The following is a 22,147-nucleotide window of genomic DNA, read 5'->3' as shown; positions in this document are numbered from 1 at the left end:
GCCAGCATACAAAAAGACCCGACCAGTGGTCGGGTCTTCAAAGCATTGGGTGCTCAGCGAGTCTCGCGGTGCACGGTCTGCTTGCCGCAGCGAGCGCAGAACTTCTTCAGTTCAAGGCGATCAGGAGTGTTACGACGATTCTTGGTCGTAATGTAATTACGCTCCTTGCACTCGGTGCATGCCAGCGTGATGCCGGGACGGATGTCGGCGCTCTTAGCCATGTTCATTCACCTCTGTAGTCATTAGTAGCGCCCGTCGGTCAACGGGCGCAATTTGTAGCGAGGAAGAGGCTCGAACTCTTGACCTTACGATTATGAGTCGTACGCTCTAGCCAGCTGAGCTACCCCGCCAGAGAGCCCCGAGTGAGAATTGGACTCACGACCTCTTCCTTACCAAGGAAGTGCTCTACCACTGAGCTATCGGGGCGTGGCGGATAGTGGATTCGAACCACTGAAGCACGAAGCGGCTGATTTACAGTCAGCTCCCTTTGACCGCTTGGGAAATCCGCCAGGTCTCTGCTCCCTGTCTTGGCTGAACCTCAACAGGCAACTCGAATAATATGCCATGTCTGGAAGACTTTCGCAACTCGAGGCACCCGCACGGCGTGTCGCAAGGAATTAAGCGGCTTTTCGATACCATAGAGAGCGTATTCAACAGAAAACCCCGCGAAAAAACGCGGGGTTTTCTTACGTAACGGGGAATCTCAGCCAAGAATGGCCAGGATGTCACGAGCAGCGACGATCAGGTAATCCTCGCCCTCGTAGTGCACTTCGGTGCCGCCGTACTTGGAGTACAGCACCTTGTCTCCAACCTTGACGTCCACCGGGATACGCTCGCCGGCATCGTTGCGACGGCCCGGGCCGACAGCCAGAACTTCACCCTGCTGCGGCTTCTCCTTGGCGTTGTCCGGAATGAACAGACCGGAAGCGGTCTGGGTCTCGGCCTCAGCCTGCTTGACGATAATCTTGTCTTCCAACGGTGTGAGCTTAATCGACACTGTGGGTCACCTCGTATTCGTTAGTAGTTCAGTGTATCTGCGCCAGGAAACGGACCCAAGAGGCTGACGATCACCTGAGTGGTTTCAAGCACTGAACCATATCGTAGCGCGATTTTTAGCACTCTGCCAACTCGAGTGCTAACGCTGTGAGAGAAATTTCCCCAGGCTCACTGCGCGACGCGACGCGCAAGAATCTCCTCGAGATTGCCGCCCAGCGAATCGCAGGTCGCGGCGGGAACCGCCACCTGCGCCGACTGCTCGGACTTATGGAAGGAATCAACGTCAACGGTCTGCGCGTCAAAAGCCTTATCGTGATCCTGAGCGGAAGCGGGCTCGGTCTCCATCTTCGCCTGGGATGCCAGTGCCTCGCGCTCTGCGGTATCAACCGGCTCGGCCTTAGCGACCTGACGGGTGGATTTGATCTCGAGACTGCGAGGATCCTCTTGCGCATGCTCCGTGCTCTCAGCAGCCTCGACATCCACATCACGCGCTCTGCCAAGCGAGAAGGAAATAAGATCCTGCGCACCGGCCTCACGAACGGTCTCGGATTCCGAATGCGGCTCAGGCAACGGTCTTTCCACCACCGCCACAACAGCCTTGCCCTGCTGCTCCTGCGATTTACGCGCGGCATGCTCCTGCAATGCCTTGCGCTGCTCAACCTGCGCCTTATGCAACGCCTGACGAATCTCACGCTGCGTCATCTCATCGGTAGGGGTTTCAGCCACCGCTTGCGCTTGCGCCTGTTCTCGGACGCACTGCGCCTCACGTTCCTCACGCGCTTTTTTTTGAGCCTCCAGAACAGCCTTGTTACCGGCCACTCGCTTACGAGCCAACGACAGTTCATGCTCCCACTCGTGAGCCTGCTTCGACGCATGCACGCCAAACGCCAGAACCACCGCCAGCAACGCGCCGGGAATCAACGCATACAACGGGCTGAACCGCAACGAAAACGCACAGACCAGCACCACCACCGTAATCAGCGCCAGTGCGGCAACGATGATGCGGCGACGCTTAATCGCCGCCCGACGCAGGCTACGTACCTGAGCAACGCGTTCTGCCGTAGGCATACCCGGCTGCTTCGTGTTCGGCTGCATCCCAACCCCTTCCATATGTGTCTGGCCATCGCTGAACCGTGTTCCGCTGTGCTCATCCACAAGATGCAACGAAGTCGAAAACTTGTCCGCACGATGTTCCAGCACTTGCTTCATGCTGTTGGACGTTCGTAAGGGCAGCCAGACCGCGATTCCCAAGAGTACGATTACCACCACGATAATCGTGCTCAGTGAATCGTATCCCATAACCCTCAAGAATAGGTGAACGGCATCACAATATTCGCGTTTCTCTCTGGGCGTGTCGGGATATGAGACGAGATTCGAACCCATCACCCAGATCTTCGGCAAGCAGACTGAAGGTCCGATGCGTGCGCCAACGACCGTCGACATACATGTAGTTGGCCCTTTCACCCTCGTCGCGGGCGCCTACCTTGCGCACCACGGCCAGGGAACGCCCATTCTCCGGAAGAATGGCGATCTCCAGCCTATGCAATTGCGGACCGTCGGGGCTGCCGATGGCCCAATCCGCCAACATGGCGAGCGCCATGGGGGCGATGCCATGGCCGGCATAGCCTTGCGCCACCCAATAGCCGACCACCCCGCTGCGCATCGCGCCATAGGTGATGGCGCCCAAAGAAATCTGACCGATCATATGCTTGCGATATTCGATCATGAACACTATGCCCGTGCCCTGAGCCTCATTATGCCGCTGCTGGCGCACCCATTGCCCGAACGTCAGCCCTGCGCCATGCATCGGATCGCCCGCCGACCAGGGCTTGAGCCAATCCGAGTTCTGCCATCGAACGGTATTCCATTCATCGGCATCGTCCATATCCATGGTGCGAAGCGAAATCGGCACGCCACCTACCGGCGCATGCAATACGAGAGGCACACGGATGGCGTTTGGCGACGCCACCCCGAATACGCCGCGAAGAGTCTGAAGCAAAACCACACCACCATTGTGCCATCAACGTCGCCGCACATGGCGCATGCCGACCGTCAGACGGACGCCGCCGGCCCGAATCTCCAACAGGAACCGGCACCGGTAAGCTGGCTGGCATGGAGCCGAAGGACAGCAAACAGGCTTTGCGTCGAAACGTCATCGTCAAACGCAAGGCAACCACTATTACCGAGCGCAGACAGGCCGGCGAGGCCCTTGCCCGCGGCATCGACGCATTACCGCTGCCACGCCAGCAGCGCACCGTGGCAACGTTTCTTTCCATGGGATCGGAGATCGAGACAAGACCATTGCTGCATGCGCTCGCCGAGCAGGGGTACCGTATTCTGCTGCCTCGGCTCGGCAGTGGACTCGATATCGGGTGGGGCGAATATTCCGACCTGCCGCTCGAAGACCTTGGCATGCACCGGCCGCAGGAGCCTTCCGGCGATACGCTGCCGGCAGACGCCCTGGCACAAGCCGGGCTCGTGCTGCTCCCGGCGTTGCTGGTCGATATTCATGGAACGAGACTGGGACGAGGCGGAGGCTGGTATGACCGGGCGCTGGCCCATTGTGCGCCAGGCACACCGATGGTGGCCATATGCTGGCCCTGGGAGGTGGCTCGCACCGACCTTCCCCGCGAAAGACACGACATTCCCGTCACCGGCACGTTCACGCCGCTCGGCTACTCGCCCATCGCTTATCCTCAAGCGTAATCAGGCGTGGCCGTGTCAGAGCGCCGACTAGGATATGAACGGTTGCAACCCGAGTAAGACGTCTATTCAGGAGGAACGTATGCCTACCTATCATTACCGCTGCAAGAATTGCGGCTATGACTTCACCAAGTACCAGTCCTTCAGCGACGACCCGATCACCACTTGCCCCGAATGCCATGAGGAGCAGGTACGCAAGGTGTATTCCGCGGTCCCGATTGAGTTCAAGGGTTCCGGCTTCTACCGCACCGATAAGAGCTGATTGCATAAATGCGACTGCATGGATGCCCGGCTTTGCCCAGGGTCCATATACTGCGGCAACGTAACGGTGTGCGATTGGTGAAGAATCGATAAGGCACAATCCACACAGGCCGCTACGGCTTGCATACGCAGGCCCATTCCCCGACCATGGCGGTATGAAGTACACCAACGCACCGCCATGGTCTTTCTTTACCTCCTTCGCCGCGCCGACTCTTGCGGCCCGACGTCGCCGCGCACGGCTTTTCCGCGGCGCCACCGCAATGTTCCTATGCCTGGCGGTATTCGGTGTTCTGTATTCTTTGGACGCCATCACCGGCACGGACACCATCGTGACGGCGGCGACGCCCATCGCACGTGGAACGACCATCCGGCATGACGATGTTGTTATGATGACGGTTCCTGCCTCGCCAGTCACCGGCAAGGCGCTTCATACCACTGACAAAGCAGTGGGCTCCATCGCGCAGCACCCTATCGAGGCCGGGCAGCCGCTGTATGCCGGCAGCGTCGGCAAAGCCCCCACGATCACAACCGGAGACACCGTGCTCGATATCGCCGTGGCGAACAGCATCAACGCACTGATACCGGGAGATACGGTATCGCTGGTCTCGGCGGTGGGTTGCGAGCCGACCTCGCAGGAACACAACAACGAGCAGCCTGCAGCCTGCACACTGGCCAGTCAAGCCATGATCATGGAAACCAAGGCTCGGCAAGACGGCAACAGCACCGAACGGAATCTCCTGACCGTGGCGTTGGATCCGCAATCAGCCATCCGTGTGATGAAGGCCGGCGAATCGGGAGCGATCATCGCAGTGCACCGATAACCGGCGATTCACCCATAACGGGGCGGGATAGCATAGGCACATGCCTTTTCAGGGATAAAGCAGCGCAATCGCGACGATGATTCCGCGGCTCGCATACGGGAGAGAAAAGAGGATGCAATGAAGCCAGAGGAGACCGGACCGAGCAGACAACATGCCGGATTGAAGCGACTGATCGGCATGGTCACGGCATTCGTTCTTGCATCAGGCGGAGCTCAATGAGTCAAAAATCTTTACGCATACCAATCTTGGTGCCGGAGAACCGCACAACGCGATTATCGAGCTGGTGAACATGAAACAGGCATCGGGTCACAGCGGCAACCCTAACCTGTTGCAGGGGACCACGTCAACGGATCCACCACACCATCGACGAATTTCCGCGAAACGGCAAGCGGAGGATTCACCGGCATCGACATCACCGTAACCGCAATGAACACGCTCGGCGCCACTGTCAATATCTCCTATAACGGAGACGGCGACCGGCAAGGACGGCAGATCGCTGCTGCTGACTGCAGACGACGCACGCTACTTCCTCATCCGTTTCGATGCCAAGGGCGCGCAGAACGCCCGCAAGCAGATCGACGCCCCGCACAGGATCCTGTGCGGGGCCCAACCATACAACCGCTTCATACGACCGCTCGGCTTTGCCGACCGCCCTCTTAATGGCCCCGTTCGCTGAATTGCGCCCAGTGCGGCGGAAGCTCGGTGAGAATGCGCTTATCGTCGTCCGCTTCGCGCTGCCGTTCGGTCATCATGTCGGAGGGTTCGAGCTTGACGCCATCGGCGTCAAACAGTTCAGTGCCCTGACGTACCACGCGCTTGTGCTTGCGCGGCGTACGACGAGTCGCACTGTAGGACCGTGCATCGCCTTCGCCGATGTTACCGGCCATCTTGCCTGATTCATCGCTCATTCGAGCCCCCGATACAGGTCGGCAAGCTGAGACACCAGATGATCGACTTCCTTTTCGGGATTGACGAACGCGCCGACGCTCCATACGGAAGCGACGGACCAGCCCAACGTCATCAGATCGGCGGACAGCATACGATGCCGTTCACGCGTGGATTGGATCGACATGAAGTTCGCGTCGTCGGTAAGCACCGCCAAGGCGAATGGCTTATCCTTCAGCCCGACCACCATCGGAATGGTGACGCCGCGATTGAACCCATAGTTCACTGCGACGTTCAAGCCACGGTTGCGAATACGGTCGGCAAGATCGTTCAGCAGCACATTGCGCCCATATTCGGATTCGGCCGGGCGGATGTCCTCGCCGCCGAGCTGTTCGGCCCACGTAAGCAGCGTTTTCAACAGTTTCGCACCAGGCTGGTGGATACGCTCATCGTCCATATCGACGGAACCGAAGGCACTGACAATATCGACATGGCGATCGGCCAAAGCCAGCGCATCGAGCAGCATGCCGCGCCCGCCGGGCTCCTCCAGCGCACCGAACTGCTGCAGCAGTCGGCCATGCGCGGTCTTCGCATAGCATAGCGAAAGAATCACGTCCGTAGCCTGGGCGCCGGCAACCTCGCGGATGCCGATCAGACGCACATGACGCAGGAAGGATCCCATGGCCTTGTCCTTGGAGGCAAGCGCCTTCAGTTCGGCACCCAGCCGCACACGGAACGAATCGGTGAGCGTCACCACGGTAAGCATGTAGGTGGTCGGTACCACCGCGAAGCTTGCCGCACGCTCGGTAATCAGTCGCACCACCTCGGCGATCTCCTGCTGACTGGATTCCACCAAACCCGTGTTGAGCACCGGAGTGCCTACCGCGTCAAGACTGTGGTACGCCACATGACCGCGAACGGCCTCGGTGCAGGCGTCGTAATGCACTTCGCCATACCCCTCGGATTCAAGGAATGCCGCCAAGCTGAGGGAACGGCGCACCGGACGGGACTTGACCTCGATCTGGGGCAGTATGTCGATCAGCTGCTTCAGGCTCTCGCACGTCACCGTATTGCGATGCGCGATGATCACGATCTGCTTGACACGCGAGACGATGCTGAGCAGCTGGATGGCCGGAATATGCGCACAAGCGTCGACGATGGCGACATCCGCAAGCGTGGTCGGCTCGGTCAGCGAGGCGAGCGTATCCGGCGTGGCCATAAGAATCGGCTTCGAAGCTGCAAGAATCTCGGCATGCTCACGGCGCATGCTGTCCAAGGTCACCTTGGTCTGGCTGGTCAGCTGCGTGTGCAGCATGTTGGCTTCCTGCGTGCGGGAGAACAGCAGGTCGCAAAGGCGACGCATGGATTCCTGCGCGACCATCGGGCCGATGGAACGCACATGCTCCACATCGACCTGCTCGAATCGTTCGGTGACGGTGGCCAGCGCCGAACCGTCCTGGTTGGAGATGATCGGCGAGGAATGCACGATATCGTCGAACACAGTGGTCCACCAGGCAAGCTGGAGTTCAGCGCCCACCGCGTCGTTGCCCACCTGACGGTTGGTCAGGTCGGCGACCAGATCGTTCAGCCCGGCCGCCTGGAATTCGTTCTCCAAGCGGCAACGTTCCGGCAGGGTGTCGAGGGCCAGATGGTCATCGTACAGGCTCTTCAGCCTGGATTCGACATCGTTGAAATCCCGGGCTTCGAGCTCACCGCCACGCGGGGTGGTGCTCAGTACGGTATCGAGAGCGGTGATGTCCTCGGACATGGTCTCCTGGGTGGAGATCATCTGATCGAGACGCTGCGGCAATACCGGCCATCCGCCATGCGGTACAAGGGCATGCCACTGCTCGCCCTGCTTCTTCACCACGATAAGGGCATCATGCAGGTTCTCGACCTGCGCGCCCACGCGCAGCAGGGATTTCGCCTCGCGCACATGGCGGCGGCGCTCCCAGAAGCCCATGGTGGTGCCTTCGCTCTTGCGCTGTTCCTTGGACTTGCTTGCCTCGATCATCGCGTCGATGTCGCGTTCGAAAATCTCGGGCTGGAACACATCGAGCACGCGCCTCAAGTTCTTCAGCACCGTGATCTGACGCGCCCATTCGCGGGCGGTATTCGGCACGGGGAAACCGCAGGTCTGCGCGGTGATGCTGACATGCTCGCGTACGGCGGGGAAGACCTTCTGCATCAGATCGACCACACGCTGGTATGCGTTCACCGCGTCTTCCTCGTTGGTGATCGAAGCCTTGTACCATGCGGTGTCGTCCGGGCCGAGCGTGTATTCGCCGAGCTCACCGGCACGTTTGAGCTTGTCCGCCCATTCGTCGAGATGACCGCCAATCTGGCGTGCGGATGCTTCGGAAAGACGCACATGGGTACTCGGATGCGTGGGATAGGTGGAGATCGAGGCCAGATTCTGAATAGTCTGGTATGCGGAGACGCCCCACTTCTCGTTGACGCCGTGCAAATCGCCCAGATAGCGCGTCAGCCTGGAGCGCACGCCGACCAGTTCGTCGGAGAGCTGGTCGAAATGCTGGCTGGCCACGCCCGTCTGGAACCCGACCGCGGCGATAAGCTGACGGTCGATGCTGGTGTTGGAATCCTCATCGGCGATATCCAATACCATGCCGGTCATCTCATTGGCATGCATGGACTGGAGGAAATGGCGCTTCTGCTCCGCCACGCCGGGCACATACAGCACGGAACGTCCGTTCATCACGCATCGTGAGGCGATGGCTGCGGCACGTTCAGCGGTATCGTTACCCGAAGCGGAGTCGACGACGATGCTGTGGCCGGCTGCGGCCAGCTGCGCGGCATACCGCACGGTGTTGTCGACATCGCCCACCTCGTATTCGGAATGAGGATCGGCGTCGAACGGGCTGTATTCGGGAATGGACACGTTGCCCAAAGCCGCACGGGACGAATCGTCGCCAGCCAGTGCGTCAAGCAGTACGTTGCCGCTCGGGCCGTTGCCAAGCCGATCGATGATGCGCTGCGTTTCCGCAAGAATCAACGCCGCAGGCTCCATAAAGCAGCCGAGAATGATGCGGCGTTCAATGGAGAAATCAGCGATGCGCGCCTTGGCCTCGTTGGAGATGGCGGCGAAAATGGCGGATGTCTCAGGAGAGCCGGAACGGTAGTTGGAGCTGTCCAGCAGCCTGTCTTCGTCGATATATACGCCGGCGGCATGCAGACGTGAGACCAGTGCCGAGTTGAGCGACACCTTGCCGGTGAATCTCAGGGAGGAATGCCCCAGCTGTTCGCTGCGGGTCACGTCCACCGGGTACAGCAGCACCGGCAACGCGCTCCCCTTCCATATTGCGACGCCGACGATCAGCGACAGTTCGGCCACACCACTGACACGCTTCTTGGAGGCCTGGCTTTCCAGCACCCTTCCCAAACGCCGTTCGGCAGCCCTCAGCATGCCGTTGTCGCGGAACATCGATTCCAATGTCACGTGGCCTGCCGCGAACAGCTGCGCCACGCCGGATGGATGTGCATGCGTCATATCAAGCTGGGCGCTGAGCTGGTTGATGTCCTCCAATGGAGACGGAGCCAGCGAGGCACGATACTCATCATGCCATGTCTGGAATTGGTCAAGCATGGATTGCGTACTCATGTATTCGATCACTTTCCTACTGCTTTACGGTAATCCTGATAGCCCGGATTATTGGCAAGAGCCTCATCGATGTCCTTATTGCCCTGCGCCGCGAGCCAGGCGTACAGATCGTCGTACAGGGACGGGTTCATGGCCAGGAACGGCAGCAGCTCGGCATGACGCGCCATTTCGAACTGCTTGGTCATATCCGGCGTACGGCGGGCGTCTTCGGAGCTCAATCCGTCGACCTCGATAACAGGCTCAGGAGGCTTGTTGAATTCGCCGCGGGAAACCTTATCGAACACCGATCCCGGTTCGAAGGCTGGCGTGAATCCGCCTGCCGCGTCGGCGGCATTGATGGGCGAGGCAAAGCCATTACCCTGCTGCGTTTCGGCATTGCGGGCAAGTGGGGTGAAGACCACGGAACGGGTCTCGCGGAACACCGCGGTTTCCGCTTCCGGCTCGGCCTGCGACCGCATGAACGTCCGGTCGGCAACTGGCGCATTGCCCGCTTCCGGCTGCGCGATCAACGGTTCGGCCTGTATGCCGGCCTGCGTCGGCTGCTGAGCGTCCGCCGGCTCCGCAACGTCCTGATCACCGGTCTGATTATTGGCTGGGATACCGGATTCACGAGATTCGCGCACGTCCGCCATATGCTCGTCGATCCCAGCGAACAGGTTGTGTGGCTGTTCCTGATGTTCATCCTCGCTGGGAAACAGCAGTCGTGTCTGTTTGGAGGATTCCTCGGCGTTTTGCACCAGACGGTGGACTGGCTGCATGGATGGCTGTGCCGTCGGCATCACGTCTGCCGGCTGAGCGGTCTCTTCGCTTTGCCTGGGCTGTCGGTCAAGCGGTGACTGCGCAACCGGCTGTTCAGCGTGTTCCTGCTGCACCGGCCAATCCGTGGGAGGTTCCGCTGTCATCGGCTGAACCGGTTGCACGAACTGGACAGGTTGCACTGGCTGCACCGGCTGGGCCGCGGCATCGTTTGCGCTACCGCTCAGAACCGGCTTGTTCTGAGATTTCGGCCGCTGGGACTGGAACATGGTCGTCGGTTCGCCGGCGCGCAAATCGAGGATCTGATCGACGGACATATCTGCCGCGTCGGGTTCCTGATGCGTGACTGTCGGCATCGAATAGTCGAATAGATTCGCAACCGGCGCGCTCTGCTCATGCTCCGATGCATCCACGCGTTCGAAATCAGCCGGCACATCGCCGAACTGAACACGCATCGGCGAATACGGAAGAATATAGTCATCGTCTTCAGGAAGACGCATCAGTTCGCCATTATCGCGAATGATGTAGGTGCCGTTGGTCGAGTTGAGATCATGCAGGATGGCCTGGCCGTCGCTCCGCACGGAGAACTGCGCGTGGCGTTTCGACATCGATTTGGTGGAATCCTCCACCTCCATGCGCGTCGTGCCATCATCGGGCAATGGTCGCAGGGGTTTACGTCCAATCTCTACGTTCTCACCAGGATGGACAGTGATCTGTTGGCCACCGTTGACCTTTACCTGCCAGTGGCATGCCGTTTCAGCGCTCACCGCATAGCCTCCTTTTCGTGATTAGACACTATTCCTATTGTGTCATGGAGCAATCCCTTTTGAGGGATTACAGCTCAGGAATTAACAACTTTCTCCCATTAACGGCGAAACCCCGCCACCTGGAACCAGGTACGGGGTTTCGCGGAAAGCTGTGACAAGCGGCTCGAAGCCGCGCGAATCACTTGAGCTCGACGGTAGCGCCAGCTTCTTCCAGCTGGGACTTGGCCTTCTCGGCGTCTTCCTTCTTGGCGCCTTCCAGGACAGCCTTCGGAGCGCCGTCAACCAGAGCCTTGGCCTCAGCCAGACCCAGGGAGGTGATAGCGCGGACGGCCTTGATGACCTGGATCTTCTTGTCGCCAACGGCGGAGAGGATGACGTCGAACTCGTCCTTCTCCTCAGCAGCCGGAGCAGCGCCCGGAGCAGCAGCGGCAACAGCGGCGACCGGGGCAGCAGCCTCGACGTCGAACTTCTCTTCGAAGGCCTTGACGAACTCGGAGAGCTCAACCAGGGTCATCTCACCGAAAGCTTCGAGCAGCTCATCGTTGGTGTACTTAGCCATAATGGCTTCCTTTCAATCTTGGTGACGGGCTGAATTGAAGAGGTGACCGTCACCTAAAAATTTGTTTTCTTTGCAATTATCGATTCATGCGGCAAGCCGCAACTGAATCAGGCAGCCTTTTCCTGCTTCTCGCGCAGCGCATCGATCGTACGCACGGCCTTGGTCGGCAGAGCGTTGAACAGGTACGCGGCCTTGGACATCGTAGCCTTGATGTCGCCGGCGAATTCCGCGAGCAGCTGCGGGCGAGACTTGAGATCTGCCAGCTGCTTGGCACCTTCGGCATCGTACACGGTTCCGTCTGCGAAACCGCCCTTGATGACGAGGGCCTTGTTGTCATTGGCGAAGTCACGGATGACCTTGGCAGCCTCAATGAAGTCACCATGCACGAAGGTGATGGCGGTCGGGCCGGAGAGAATCTCGTCGAGACCCTCGATGCCCGCTTCCTTGGCGGCGATGCGTGCCAGCGTGTTCTTTGCCACAGTGTAGGAAGTATCGCGGCCTAGCTTTTCGCGCAGATCAGAGATCTGCGGAACGGTAAGCCCGCGGTACTCGGTCAGGTAGATAGCATCAGCAGAACGGAACTCGTCCGTCAGCTGAGCGACCACCGCTTCCTTTTCGGGCCTCTTCATGGCGTTCCTTCCTAAGTCGGCCGTTGACTCGAAGCGCGCCTTGCCAGGCAATAAAAAAGCCCTGCGCACAGGCAGAGCAACATAAGGCCGTTTCCGGCAGCCCGCAAATGGGCTTATATCTCTCAACCTGCGCTGGCTTGGCGAACCAAACTTCGGAAATACGCTCTCACGCATTTCAACCAACGGTCTGTGGTTTACGGGTTGCTACGATACGCACCGCCCAAGACTTCATGCATATCGGCGTGTCGCAGCATGCAGTGCGATACGCCGAATCCACCACCGGAGAGAACGCCGCTGCCAACCGCCCTTACAACGTTGCGGCATACTGCGCAACGGAAGCGGTGACCTCCTTGAGATAGTCGAGGGAACGACGCCAATGGCCGGGCACTTCGATGGAATGGTTGGCATCCGGGTACTCATGCACATGGGAGGTGAGCTTATTGGCCTTAGCGCGATCATAGAAGGGATCGGCGGTACCGGCGCAGATAAGCGGCGCCGGGCCGGGATAGGCCACGTCTCCCCCATCCTCCTCGACGGGGATGATCTGATCGGTCGGGTCGAAATCGGCGGGGTTGATCACCGGGGTGAGCAATGCGAACGGCAGCTGATGCGCGCGCGCCACATGCGGATAGGTCAGTGTGGTCAGGGATTTGCCGATCAGCATCAGCCTGCCGGACGCGTCTTCCGTACGCACACGCTCCACCCAGCCGTCGATCGCACCGTTGATCACCGGGGTGACCACCGACAGGTCGTCCGAGGCGTTGCGCACGTTCATCCGATCCACACGCCATCCGTTTTCCGCCAGCGCTTGCGCCGCCCAATACAACAGCGGACGATCGCAGTTATAGCCGGTGCCCGGCATAACCAGCACCCGGCCGTATTCGCTTCCTGCGGGGACGCGGTTCTTTCTCCACGACGTGATATTGACCTCGACCAACGGCTTGGCCATATGCTTTCCTTTCTCTCCCCGCTTATCGCGTTACCGTATGTTGACGGCACTCACTCTAGGACGCAGCCCCAACCGATGGACCTGCCGCCTTCAACGACACCCGTTTACTGATAACGGTTCTCATTTATGATATGATGGCGTCATCACCGAAAACCACAACCACAAACCAGCCGCAATTGCACGACGAAGCAACCGGCACAACAAGGAGAACCGTTGACCCGTCTACAGAAAACCATCACCGCAGCCGCAGCCTGCATGGCCTTGCTGCTGACCGGCACCGCATGCGGAAGCGCAACCAGCACAGGCAACAGCGCGAACAGCAACGTGAAGAACACCATTACCGTGGTGGCCTCCATCAACCAATGGGGAACACTCGCCAAAGAACTCGGCGGTGACCTGGTGGAAGTGAACAGCATCATCCACTCCACCAACGTGGAAGCGCACGACTACGAACCGACCACCGCAGACGTGAACCGACTGCACAACGCCACGGTCGCCATCGTCAACGGCGCCGACTACGACCCATGGGCCATCAAAGGCGCGGCGAACGGCAAGGCGACCGTAGTGAACGCCGCCGAAGCAGGCGGCAAGAAGGACGGCGACAACCCGCACGTGTGGTTCTCCGCCAACGTCCGCGCCAAAACCGCCGACGCGATCACCGCAGCCTACCGCAAGGCGATGCCCGCCAAAGCCAGCGAATTCAGCAAACTCAACAAGGCATGGCAGGCCAAGGAAACCGAGCTCGAAGATCGCATCGCCAAAAACGAGGAGGCGACCAAGGGCATGACCTACGGTGCAACCGAATCCGTGGCGCACTATCTCGCCGACGACCTGGGCATGATCGACCGCACGCCCACCGGGTACGCGCAGGCCACGGCGAACGAAAGCGAGCCGACACCCGGCGACATCACGCAATTCACCAACGCACTGAAGCACAAACGCATCTCCATGCTCATTCTCAACCCGCAGGAAGCCAACGCAACAACCAGGCAAATCACCGACGCCGCCAAGAAAGCCGACGTGCCGATCATCGAAATCAGCGAACAGATGCCCAGCAACTACAACAGTCTGCTGGACTGGATGAGCGCCCTCGTCAGCGCCATCGGCCACACCAGCTGACAAGACCAGTTGCACCCTGCCCACTGCACCGGCACCGTTTATAGCGAAGCGCCCGGCTCCCCCACCGGAGGAATCGGGCGCTTCGTCTATCAGCGACTCATGCAGCGCACATGACCCGCACGACTACAGGATGGCGGTCACCACGAAGTCGAGGATGAACAGAATCGCCACGACCCAGATCACCGGATGCACATCCTTGGCCTGCTTCTTGCAGGTCTTGATGATGCAGTAGGTGATGAAGCCGCCGGCGATGCCATAGGAAATGGAGTAGCTGAACGCCATGAACACGGAAGCGAAGAACGCCGGAATGGCCTCGGAGATGTCGCCCCACTCGACCTCCTTCAACGAGGATGCCATCATGCAGCCGACCACGACCAGCACACCGGCGGTAGCGGCGGACGGCACTGCGGAAATGACCGGGGACAGGAACGCGGACAGCGCGAAGCAGACCGCCACGACCACGGATGTCAGGCCGGTACGGCCACCGGCGGCGATGCCAGCGGAGGACTCCACGTAGGTGGTGGTGTTGGACGTACCGCAGATAGCGCCGATGGAGGTGGCGATGGAATCGGCGAATAGGGCCTTATCCATCTTGGAGGAGAAGCCGGAGCCGTTCTCCAGAGCCTGTTCGTCCTCTTCGGAGAAGATACCGGTACGACGGCCGGTACCGATGAAGGTGCCGATGGTGTCGAAGGTGTCGGACATGGAGAACGCGAAGATGGTCAGCAGGATGATCGGCAGCTTCGACACGTCGGAGAACAGCGCCGGGAAACCATCCTTGGTAAAGATCACGCCGAAGGTCTGCGGCAGCTGGGCGAAGGTATCGGCGATGGACACGGAGTTGGCCATGGTGGTCTGCCCCATCGGAATGCCGATGACGGCGGTGATGATGATGGACAGCAGCATGCCGCCACGCACCTTGAGCACGGTGAAGACGATCGCAAGAATCAGACCGATGACGAACAGCCAGATGGTCGGATTGTTCATGACCGCCAGGCCCGGGGTTGCAGCCGTGGCAAGACCCTTGCCGGCAGCCTTGGCATCCTTGGTGGTGAACGTGAAGAAACCGACGTTCAGGAAGCCGACATAGGCCACGAACAGGCCGATGCCGCCGCCGATGGCGTTCTGCAGCAGCTCCGGAATGGCCTTGATGATCATCTTGCGGATCTTGGTGACGGTGATGATGATGTTGATCAGACCGCACAGGAACACCATGCACAGAGTCTGCTGCCACGAGAAGCCGAGGCCGAAGCAGACGGTGTAGGTGAAGAACGCATTCAGACCCATACCGGCGGCCTGTGCGTACGGCACATTGGCGAACAGGCCCATGACAAGCGTGCCGATGATGGCCGCGATGATGGTGGCTAGGAACACGCCGCCCCACGGCATACCCGTCTGGGACAGGATCTGCGGGTTGACGATGATGATATAGGACATGGCGAAGAACGTGGTCAGACCGGCCATGACCTCAGTGGACGCGGTGGTGCCGCTCTCCTTCAGATGGAAAAACTTTTCCATTATCTCTTCTCTGTTTTGCTTCTTGGGTTGATAGGAACGCGCACGTTGCCGCGCACGCTCCGGCGAGAATCGCGACTCGCCATGGAACATAAGTTCCGGACGCGCCCACACTAGCACCGGCATGGGTCATGGTCATTACAGGCGTACCGGACTTCTTTTCCGCGCCGAGGCGAGGGCGCTCGTTTTCCGTGACGACGGCAACACAAAATGCGGGCCTGATGACAACTTCTGCGACTGGGGTGACATATGTTGTCGCTCCGGTCGCAGAAGTTGTAACGAAACCCGCAGAAAACGCGAATCGGCCGCTCAGCCGCGCGCAACTACGGAACTGCACTGCGCAGAGAGCGACCGTCTGCTGCTTCGAGATCCCGGAGGTAGCGCCCTAATCCAACTTGAGATCAGCGAAATCGGTGCACGAGTACTCATACGCCATATCCACGACGCGGAATCCCAACCTGGCATAGATATCTTTCGGAACATCTTCGGCATCGGCGTGAAGATACGGAACGGCCCCGACTCTCCTCGCATCCTCGACGGCATGCTTCAGCAACGTCGCGGCAACATGCCGCCGTCTGAAACCCTCATCCACCATAAGACTGTCCACGCAGGCGTACCCACCCGCCACATACACATAGCAGGATCCGACCAGCTGCCCATCCAGATAAACGCCAAGATAAGGGACCTTCTCACGCAGGCATCGATTGTCGCGAACGACGAAGTCCTCTCCGCACACAGCACCGAAGCATTTCAGCTCAAGCTGCTCCAATTGAGTGGGATCTGGGCTCTTGACGGAAATCCCCGAGCTGATGCTCCAACCATGCACGTCAACGTCACCGGGAAGAGCCATCGTCAGCGTCGTCTCTTCCTCCATTCCAAACGCATTATCCAACGGCTCGTATCCCACCATCTTGAGGAACAGGTCGCCTCGTGCTTGCTGATAGGTCAACGTCTCCCGGATCTCAGGCGATGAAGGCTGCCCGGAAAACGAAAGCAATTGTGGTCATATTTATCCCGCATCCGGTTGTCCTCCCATTTGACCAGATGCTTCGAAAAAGCGAAGACCGACGAAAACAGCATGGCGAAGTCCTCATCGGCATTCCGAGTAGACATGCTCCCCTCCAGCAACAATTCCAATCCACGCCGCAAAACCGAATCACCATACCATGGCGCGCGGAGGGGACCGTCCTCTCCTGAATCTCAGACACTTGTCCCGAATCATGGGCATACCGCGGAGCCACGGGCAGAAACATCCAACCAATGGAAAAATCCAGTCGACCGACGCCATGCATATGGACAAATCATCCACTGACTGGATAAAAACAACCTCTGACTAACCTCCCACACACCCAAACCACCCACCGGCTAGATAAAACGGACGCTAAGAAGCAACTAAGACGCCCAAAAAAACATCCAGACAGTGGAAGAAAAGAGGGCTTCACGGACATTCAGCGCCCAAAACACCCATCTGCTGGATAAAACGCCCTCTGACAAGACACCCACACGACCAAACCATCCACTGACTGGATAAAACAACCCCTGACGAGCCGCCAGCACACCCAAACATCCACTGCCTGGGTAAAAACGGATGCTGAGAAGGACATCAGACGCCAAAATATCCAGCCAATGGAAAAATCCACTCTCTTACCAGCCGATTAAAGAACCAAATCATCCAATCAATGGAAGGAAACGGACACTCAGCATCTCCTTACATGACTAAAACACCCAGTCACTGGATAAAAACACCCGCTTACCGGCCAGCCACGCAACCAAAACACCCAGCCAATGGACAATACGGACGCTAACAGGCCGCTCACACAACCAAAACACCCACCGGCTGGATAAAAACGGACGATAAGAAGGACATCAGACGCCCAAAACATCCAGACACTGGAGATAATGGCTGTCGAGACGATATTCAGCGGTCAAAACATCCAGGCAATGGATAAAAACGGGCGAGGTAAACCGCTCGCATAATTAGAACAGCAGCCGCCTAAGCTTACCGCTTAGATAAAAACATCTGCCAAGACCATGCCCACACAGTCAAATCATCCAGACAGTGGAGGAAACACCCGCTGGAGGTCAATCCCGCTGAGAGAAAACACCCGTTGAAAGCCAATCCCCACTGGGAGCTAATTCCACCGAAAACCAATCCCCGCTGGGAGAAGGTAGCTGTTGACAGCCAATTCCATTGAAGGAAAGCACCCACCGAAAGCTAATCCCGCTGGGGAAAACACCCACCGGAAGCCAATCCCACTGGAAGAAAACACCTGTTGGAGGCAATTCCATTGGAGGCTAATCCCACTGGAGAAAAACACCCGTTGGAGACCAATTCCGTTGGAAACCAATCCCACTGAAAACCCCGGCCAGCACAGCCGTAGAACCGAAGCACATATCATGGACCGTGCCCCCGGATCCAGCCTCCAAGCAATAGCAGAACCGAAGGCAGCCAGACGATCATCGGCAACGCAAACCCCAGAAATACCAAAACGGCCCGGAAACGGCGAGTACAAAACCGCCGCTTCCGGGCCATCCCGGCACTCGATCAGCCGAAACGACCGGAAACGTAGCGCTCGGCCTCTTCGTTCTGAGGATTGTTGAACATGGTGGTGGTGTCGGTGAAGTACTCGAGGTGCCCCGGCTGGCCCACGGCCTTCAGGTTGAAGAAGCCCGTGTAGTCGGCGATACGGGCTGCCTGCTGCATGTTATGCGTCACGATCACGATGGTGTAGTCGTTCTTCAGCTCGTTGATCAGATCCTCGACGGCCAGGGTCGAGATCGGATCAAGCGCGGAGCACGGCTCATCCATGAGCAGCACCTGCGGGTGCACGGCCACGGCGCGAGCGATGCACAGCCTCTGCTGCTGCCCGCCGGACAGGCCGACGCCCGGATTGTCCAGACGATCCTTGACCTCATTCCACAGGTTCGCGCCACGCAACGCCCATTCGACCAGATCGTCCGCATCGGACTTCGAGATCTTACGGTTGTTGAGCTTGACGCCGGCAAGCACGTTCTCGCGAATGGACATGGTCGGGAACGGGTTCGGACGCTGGAACACCATACCCACGTCACGGCGCACGGCCACCGGATCGACGTCCTTGGCGTACAGGTTCTTGCCTTCCAGCAGCACCTCGCCCTCGCAATGCGCGCCGGGGATGATCTCGTGCATGCGGTCGAGAGTGCGCAGCACGGTGGATTTTCCACAGCCCGAAGGCCCGATGAATGCGGTGACCTTGTTCGCCTCGATATTGAGGTTCACATCCTCCACGGCCAGGAAGTTGCCGTAGTAGATGTTCAGATGGTTGACATCAATGCGTTGTCCCATGTGATTTTCCTTATGACTTGTTGATTACGACTGCACGGTTCAGCGTTCTGTTTTGACGGCGAATACCTTCGCCACCAAGCGGCCGATGAGGTTGAGGATAAGCACGAGTACGATGAGCACGAGAGCGGCGGCCCAGGCGCGTTCCATCGGGATGGTGGTCACGCAGGAGGCGTCCGCGCCGACCGGGCAGTTCGCGTTCAGCTTGGAGTATTCCTGATAGACGTACACCGGCAGCGTGGTCATCTGCCCGGAGATCAGGTTCACGTTCGTGGACGCAATGTAGCCGGCGGTCATGAGCAGCGGCGCAGTTTCGCCGATCACTCGCGCGATGGCCAGAATGCAGCCGGATACGATGCCCGGCAATGCGGTCCTCAGCACGATCTTGGTGATGGTGCGCTGCTTGGTGACGCCCAGCGCATACGATGCCTCGCGCAGATCGTTCGGCACGATCTTGAGCATCTCCTCACTGGATTTGACCACGGTGGGCAGCATAAGCAGCGACAGTGCCACGGAGCCTTCGAAACCGTTGATGGTGCCGGGCCCAAGCAGGATGGTGAACATCGAGAAGGCGAACAGGCCGGCCACAATGGATGGGATGCCGCTCATCACATCCACCAGCAGGGTGATGGCGCGCGACAGCTTGCCGCGGTTGGAGTATTCCACCAGGTACACGGCGCACATCAGGCCGATCGGAATCGAAATGACCATGGCGCCGAGCGTGATCTCCAGCGTGCCGATGATGGCGTGCTGCACACCGCCGTAACCGCCGGAGGGAGTTGGATTGCCTCCGACCACGCCGGTCATGTTGTAGCTCAGGAAGTTGAGATTCAGCCTCTTGACGCCGTTGGCGATGGTGGTCCACAGCACGGAGATCAGCGGCACGAGCGCGACGATGAACGCCAGCGAGATCAGCAGACGCATGGCGGCGTCCTTGCGCTTGCGAGCCGCGATGAAGGAACGGGTCGGTTTGAACTTGTCGAAGTCGATGACGGGCGCGCCGTCCATTGGCGATGCTTCGGTTGCGGACATCATGCACTCGCTTTCTCGGTGATCTTACGTGCGATGAAGTTCACCACGAAGGTAATGAGGAACAGCACCAGGCCGGTGCCGATCAGGGCGGAGACGCCCAGAGCGTTCGCTTCCGGGTACTGCGCTGCGATATTGGCTGCGATGGTCTGGTTCTGCGAGGCCTGCAGCAGTTTGAACGAGTAGTTGAGCCCCGGGGACAGGATCATCAGCACGGCCATCGTCTCGCCGAGCGCACGACCAAGACCAAGCATGGAGGCGGAGACGACGCCGGATTTGCCGAATGGCAGTACGGCGAGCTTGACCATCTCCCACCTGGTCGCGCCGAGCGCCAGCGCGGCTTCCTCCTGCAGGCGCGGTGTCTGCAGGAAAATGTCACGCGACATGGAGGTGATGATCGGCAGGATCATGACCGCAAGCACCACGGACACGGTGGCGACGGTGCGGGATGGGTTGGCCGCCGGGCCGGCGAAGATCGGAATCCAGCCGAAGGTCTTCGACAGCCAGTTCCAGAACGGGTAGATGGCGGGAACCAGCACCAGGCCGCCCCATAGGCCGTAGATGACGGACGGGATGGCGGCAAGCAGGTCGACCACGTAGCTCAGCACGGTGGCGAGCTTCTTCGGGGCGTAATGCGAGATGAACAGCGCAATGCCCACGGAGATGAAGAAGGAAATCAGCAGTGCGAGGGCCGAGACCAGCACGGTACCGAACAGCAGCGGCCCGACGTACTGCCAGAAGTTGGTGGCCTTGCCACCGGTGAAGTTGGAAATCGTGGCGCTGTTGGCTTTCTGATCGCCGCCGATCAGCGGCCATGCGCGGAACAGCAGGAACAGTGCGACGGCGGCGAGCACCACCAGAATGAGGATGCCACAGCCATAGGCAACGCCTTTGAATACCTTGTCAGCGGTTTTGCCGCTGCCGTGGCGTCCGGCCGTGTTGTCTTGCGAACTCACGAGTTCTCCTTGGAACGAATCGGTTTACTCAGCACAGTGAGCGGAGTCGGATTCCTCCCATCCTACATGGGGACCGGGGGCTCCGACTTCGCTCGGAACGGCAGGTTGTGAAGACCTACTTACTTGGTGGAGATCGCTTTGATGGAGTCGGCGATCTTGGAGGTCAGCGTGCTCGGCAGCGGCGCGGTGCCGGCGGCCTGCTGGGCGGTCTTCTGGCCTTCGTCGCTGGTGACGTAGCTCAGCCAGGACTTGGCGAACTCGGCGGTTTTGGTGTCCTTGTACGCCGGGCAGACGATGTCGTAGGAGACCAGCACGATCGGGTAGGCACCGTCGGCCTCGGTCTTGTGGTTGATATTCACCACGACGCGGTGTTCGCCTTTGACGTCGGCAAGTTCGGAATCCTCAATGACCTTGGAGCCGGCATCGGCGGAGATCTCGGTGTACTTGGAGCCGACCTTGACGGCTACGGTGCCCAGCTCGCCAATCTGGGAGAAGTCGGCGTAGCCAATGGTGCCGTCGGCCTGCTTGACGGTGTTGATCACGCCGGAGGTGCCCTTGGCGCCCTGCCCGACCTCATTCGGCCAGTTCTCGGACAGGTCATAGGTCCAATCGTTCGGGGCAGCGTCCTTGAAGTAGCTTACGAAGTTCTGGGTGGTGCCGGACTTGTCGGAACGGTGCACGACGGTGATGTCGGTGTCGGGCAGATTGAGCTTCGGATTCTGGGACTTGATGGCCGCGTCGTTCCACTTGGTGATCTTGCCATCGAAGATCTTGGCGATGGTGGAGGCATCCATGTTGACATGCTCGCCCTGATCGGACACGCCCTTGAGATTGAACACGACCGCGATCGGGGAGACGTACACCGGCACGTCGAATGCGGTGCCCTTGGCACACACGTTCTTGGACTGTTCGACTTCGTCGTCGGCGAGCGCCTTGTCGGAGCCTGCCCATGCGGTGGCGCCCTGCAGGAAGGTGGTCACGCCGGCACCGGAGCCGGAGGGGTTGTAGGCGATCTTGGCGTCGGGGTTGCTGCCTTTGAATCCGGCGATCCAGGCTTCGACAGCGGCCTGCTGGGAGGAGGCGCCGGCACCGGCGTAGTCGCCGGAGATCTGGGAGCTGAGATCCTTGGTGGAGGTCGAATCAGTGGTGGCCGCGACGTTGTCGCCGCAGGCGGCGAGGGAGGCCAGCATGGCCAGGCCGGAAACGGCGGCCAGCGAACGAACGATGAGATTCTTGTTCATTATCTTCTTATTCCTCTGTC

The 22,147-nt window shown here is 59.3% G+C and carries 20 protein-coding genes and 3 tRNA genes; 4 read left to right on the top strand and 19 right to left on the bottom strand.

Annotation, left to right across the window (positions count from 1 at the left end; translation table 11 throughout):
- Positions 1-53 precede the first annotated feature (53 nt).
- From rpmG to BBAG_RS01345, 7 genes are all read right to left on the bottom strand, one after another.
- Positions 54-221: a 50S ribosomal protein L33 gene (rpmG, locus tag BBAG_RS01375; protein WP_033508889.1), complete on the bottom strand. Its 168-nt coding sequence runs from the start codon at positions 219-221 to the stop codon at positions 54-56.
- A 55-nt stretch (positions 222-276) separates the two neighbouring features.
- Positions 277-350: transfer RNA gene (locus BBAG_RS01370), tRNA-Met, on the bottom strand.
- Between the two features lie 4 nt (positions 351-354).
- A tRNA-Thr gene (locus BBAG_RS01365) sits at positions 355-426 on the bottom strand.
- 1 nt (position 427) lies between these two features.
- Positions 428-509, bottom strand: a tRNA-Tyr gene (locus tag BBAG_RS01360).
- A gap of 194 nt (positions 510-703) precedes the next feature.
- On the bottom strand, positions 704-997 hold the full coding sequence (groES, locus tag BBAG_RS01355) for a co-chaperone GroES (RefSeq protein WP_003827611.1): 294 nt from the start codon (positions 995-997) through the stop codon (positions 704-706).
- Positions 998-1,164: 167 nt separating this feature from the next.
- Entirely contained in the window at positions 1,165-2,091 is a 927-nt protein-coding gene (locus BBAG_RS01350) for a hypothetical protein (RefSeq protein ID WP_231855878.1), read from the bottom strand.
- A gap of 229 nt (positions 2,092-2,320) precedes the next feature.
- The gene (locus tag BBAG_RS01345; protein WP_033508891.1) at positions 2,321-3,001 is read right to left on the bottom strand and encodes a GNAT family N-acetyltransferase; all 681 of its coding nucleotides are present in this window, start codon (positions 2,999-3,001) and stop codon (positions 2,321-2,323) included.
- A gap of 107 nt (positions 3,002-3,108) precedes the next feature.
- On the opposite strand from BBAG_RS01345, the gene BBAG_RS01340 reads away from it, so the two are divergent.
- From BBAG_RS01340 to BBAG_RS01330, 3 genes are all read left to right on the top strand, one after another.
- A complete protein-coding gene (locus tag BBAG_RS01340) occupies positions 3,109-3,702 on the top strand; it encodes a 5-formyltetrahydrofolate cyclo-ligase (protein ID WP_003827607.1) in 594 nt (197 codons plus the stop codon).
- Positions 3,703-3,781: 79 nt separating this feature from the next.
- Positions 3,782-3,961 (top strand): FmdB family zinc ribbon protein, encoded by a 180-nt coding sequence (locus BBAG_RS01335; RefSeq protein ID WP_033508894.1) that lies wholly within the window; start codon positions 3,782-3,784, stop codon positions 3,959-3,961.
- 154 nt (positions 3,962-4,115) lie between these two features.
- Positions 4,116-4,781, top strand: coding sequence for an SAF domain-containing protein (locus tag BBAG_RS01330; protein WP_003827603.1), 666 nt, complete (start codon positions 4,116-4,118; stop codon positions 4,779-4,781).
- Positions 4,782-5,437: 656 nt separating this feature from the next.
- Here the strand turns inward: BBAG_RS01330 and BBAG_RS01325 are convergent.
- The 6 genes from BBAG_RS01325 to BBAG_RS01300 all read right to left on the bottom strand — a co-directional run bounded on the left by BBAG_RS01325 (position 5,438) and on the right by BBAG_RS01300 (position 12,945).
- Complete coding sequence (locus BBAG_RS01325) at positions 5,438-5,689, bottom strand: hypothetical protein (RefSeq protein ID WP_003827599.1); 252 nt, start codon at positions 5,687-5,689, stop codon at positions 5,438-5,440.
- Positions 5,686-9,285, bottom strand: a complete 3,600-nt coding sequence (locus BBAG_RS01320; protein WP_033508917.1) for a helicase — start codon at positions 9,283-9,285, stop codon at positions 5,686-5,688. The genes BBAG_RS01325 and BBAG_RS01320 overlap by 4 nt, the downstream gene beginning before the upstream one ends.
- A gap of 8 nt (positions 9,286-9,293) precedes the next feature.
- Entirely contained in the window at positions 9,294-10,808 is a 1,515-nt protein-coding gene (locus BBAG_RS01315; protein ID WP_033508896.1) for an FHA domain-containing protein, read from the bottom strand.
- A gap of 178 nt (positions 10,809-10,986) precedes the next feature.
- Positions 10,987-11,367, bottom strand: coding sequence for a 50S ribosomal protein L7/L12 (gene rplL / locus BBAG_RS01310; RefSeq protein ID WP_003827592.1), 381 nt, complete (start codon positions 11,365-11,367; stop codon positions 10,987-10,989).
- Positions 11,368-11,474: 107 nt separating this feature from the next.
- Entirely contained in the window at positions 11,475-11,996 is a 522-nt protein-coding gene (gene rplJ, locus BBAG_RS01305; RefSeq protein WP_003827590.1) for a 50S ribosomal protein L10, read from the bottom strand.
- Between the two features lie 307 nt (positions 11,997-12,303).
- Positions 12,304-12,945, bottom strand: coding sequence for an alpha/beta hydrolase (locus tag BBAG_RS01300; protein ID WP_003827588.1), 642 nt, complete (start codon positions 12,943-12,945; stop codon positions 12,304-12,306).
- Between the two features lie 255 nt (positions 12,946-13,200).
- Between BBAG_RS01300 and BBAG_RS01295 the strand changes: the two genes are divergently transcribed.
- Complete coding sequence (locus BBAG_RS01295) at positions 13,201-14,064, top strand: metal ABC transporter solute-binding protein, Zn/Mn family (protein WP_003827586.1); 864 nt, start codon at positions 13,201-13,203, stop codon at positions 14,062-14,064.
- 123 nt (positions 14,065-14,187) lie between these two features.
- Here BBAG_RS01295 and BBAG_RS01290 read toward each other — a convergent pair whose 3' ends face one another.
- The 6 genes from BBAG_RS01290 to pstS all read right to left on the bottom strand — a co-directional run bounded on the left by BBAG_RS01290 (position 14,188) and on the right by pstS (position 22,127).
- Complete coding sequence (locus tag BBAG_RS01290; RefSeq protein ID WP_033508900.1) at positions 14,188-15,582, bottom strand: NCS2 family permease; 1,395 nt, start codon at positions 15,580-15,582, stop codon at positions 14,188-14,190.
- A gap of 382 nt (positions 15,583-15,964) precedes the next feature.
- Positions 15,965-16,528, bottom strand: a complete 564-nt coding sequence (locus BBAG_RS01285) for a GNAT family N-acetyltransferase (protein ID WP_003827580.1) — start codon at positions 16,526-16,528, stop codon at positions 15,965-15,967.
- 1,596 nt (positions 16,529-18,124) lie between these two features.
- The gene (gene pstB, locus BBAG_RS01280; RefSeq protein ID WP_003827576.1) at positions 18,125-18,904 is read right to left on the bottom strand and encodes a phosphate ABC transporter ATP-binding protein PstB; all 780 of its coding nucleotides are present in this window, start codon (positions 18,902-18,904) and stop codon (positions 18,125-18,127) included.
- A gap of 39 nt (positions 18,905-18,943) precedes the next feature.
- Positions 18,944-19,936 carry a phosphate ABC transporter permease PstA gene (gene pstA, locus BBAG_RS01275; RefSeq protein WP_003827574.1) on the bottom strand — a complete coding sequence of 331 codons (993 nt, stop codon included), beginning with the start codon at positions 19,934-19,936 and terminating at the stop codon, positions 18,944-18,946.
- On the bottom strand, positions 19,933-20,886 hold the full coding sequence (pstC, locus tag BBAG_RS01270) for a phosphate ABC transporter permease subunit PstC (protein WP_003827572.1): 954 nt from the start codon (positions 20,884-20,886) through the stop codon (positions 19,933-19,935). The genes pstA and pstC overlap by 4 nt, the downstream gene beginning before the upstream one ends.
- Before the next feature lie 119 nt (positions 20,887-21,005).
- Entirely contained in the window at positions 21,006-22,127 is a 1,122-nt protein-coding gene (gene pstS / locus BBAG_RS01265) for a phosphate ABC transporter substrate-binding protein PstS (RefSeq protein ID WP_003827570.1), read from the bottom strand.
- Positions 22,128-22,147 lie beyond the last annotated feature (20 nt).

Origin of the sequence: Bifidobacterium angulatum DSM 20098 = JCM 7096 (genome assembly GCF_001025155.1) — a bacterium.
GTDB lineage: Bacteria > Actinomycetota > Actinomycetes > Actinomycetales > Bifidobacteriaceae > Bifidobacterium > Bifidobacterium angulatum.
Note: the sequence above shows the minus strand (reverse complement) of the source record. Positions and strands in the feature narration are given on the sequence as shown.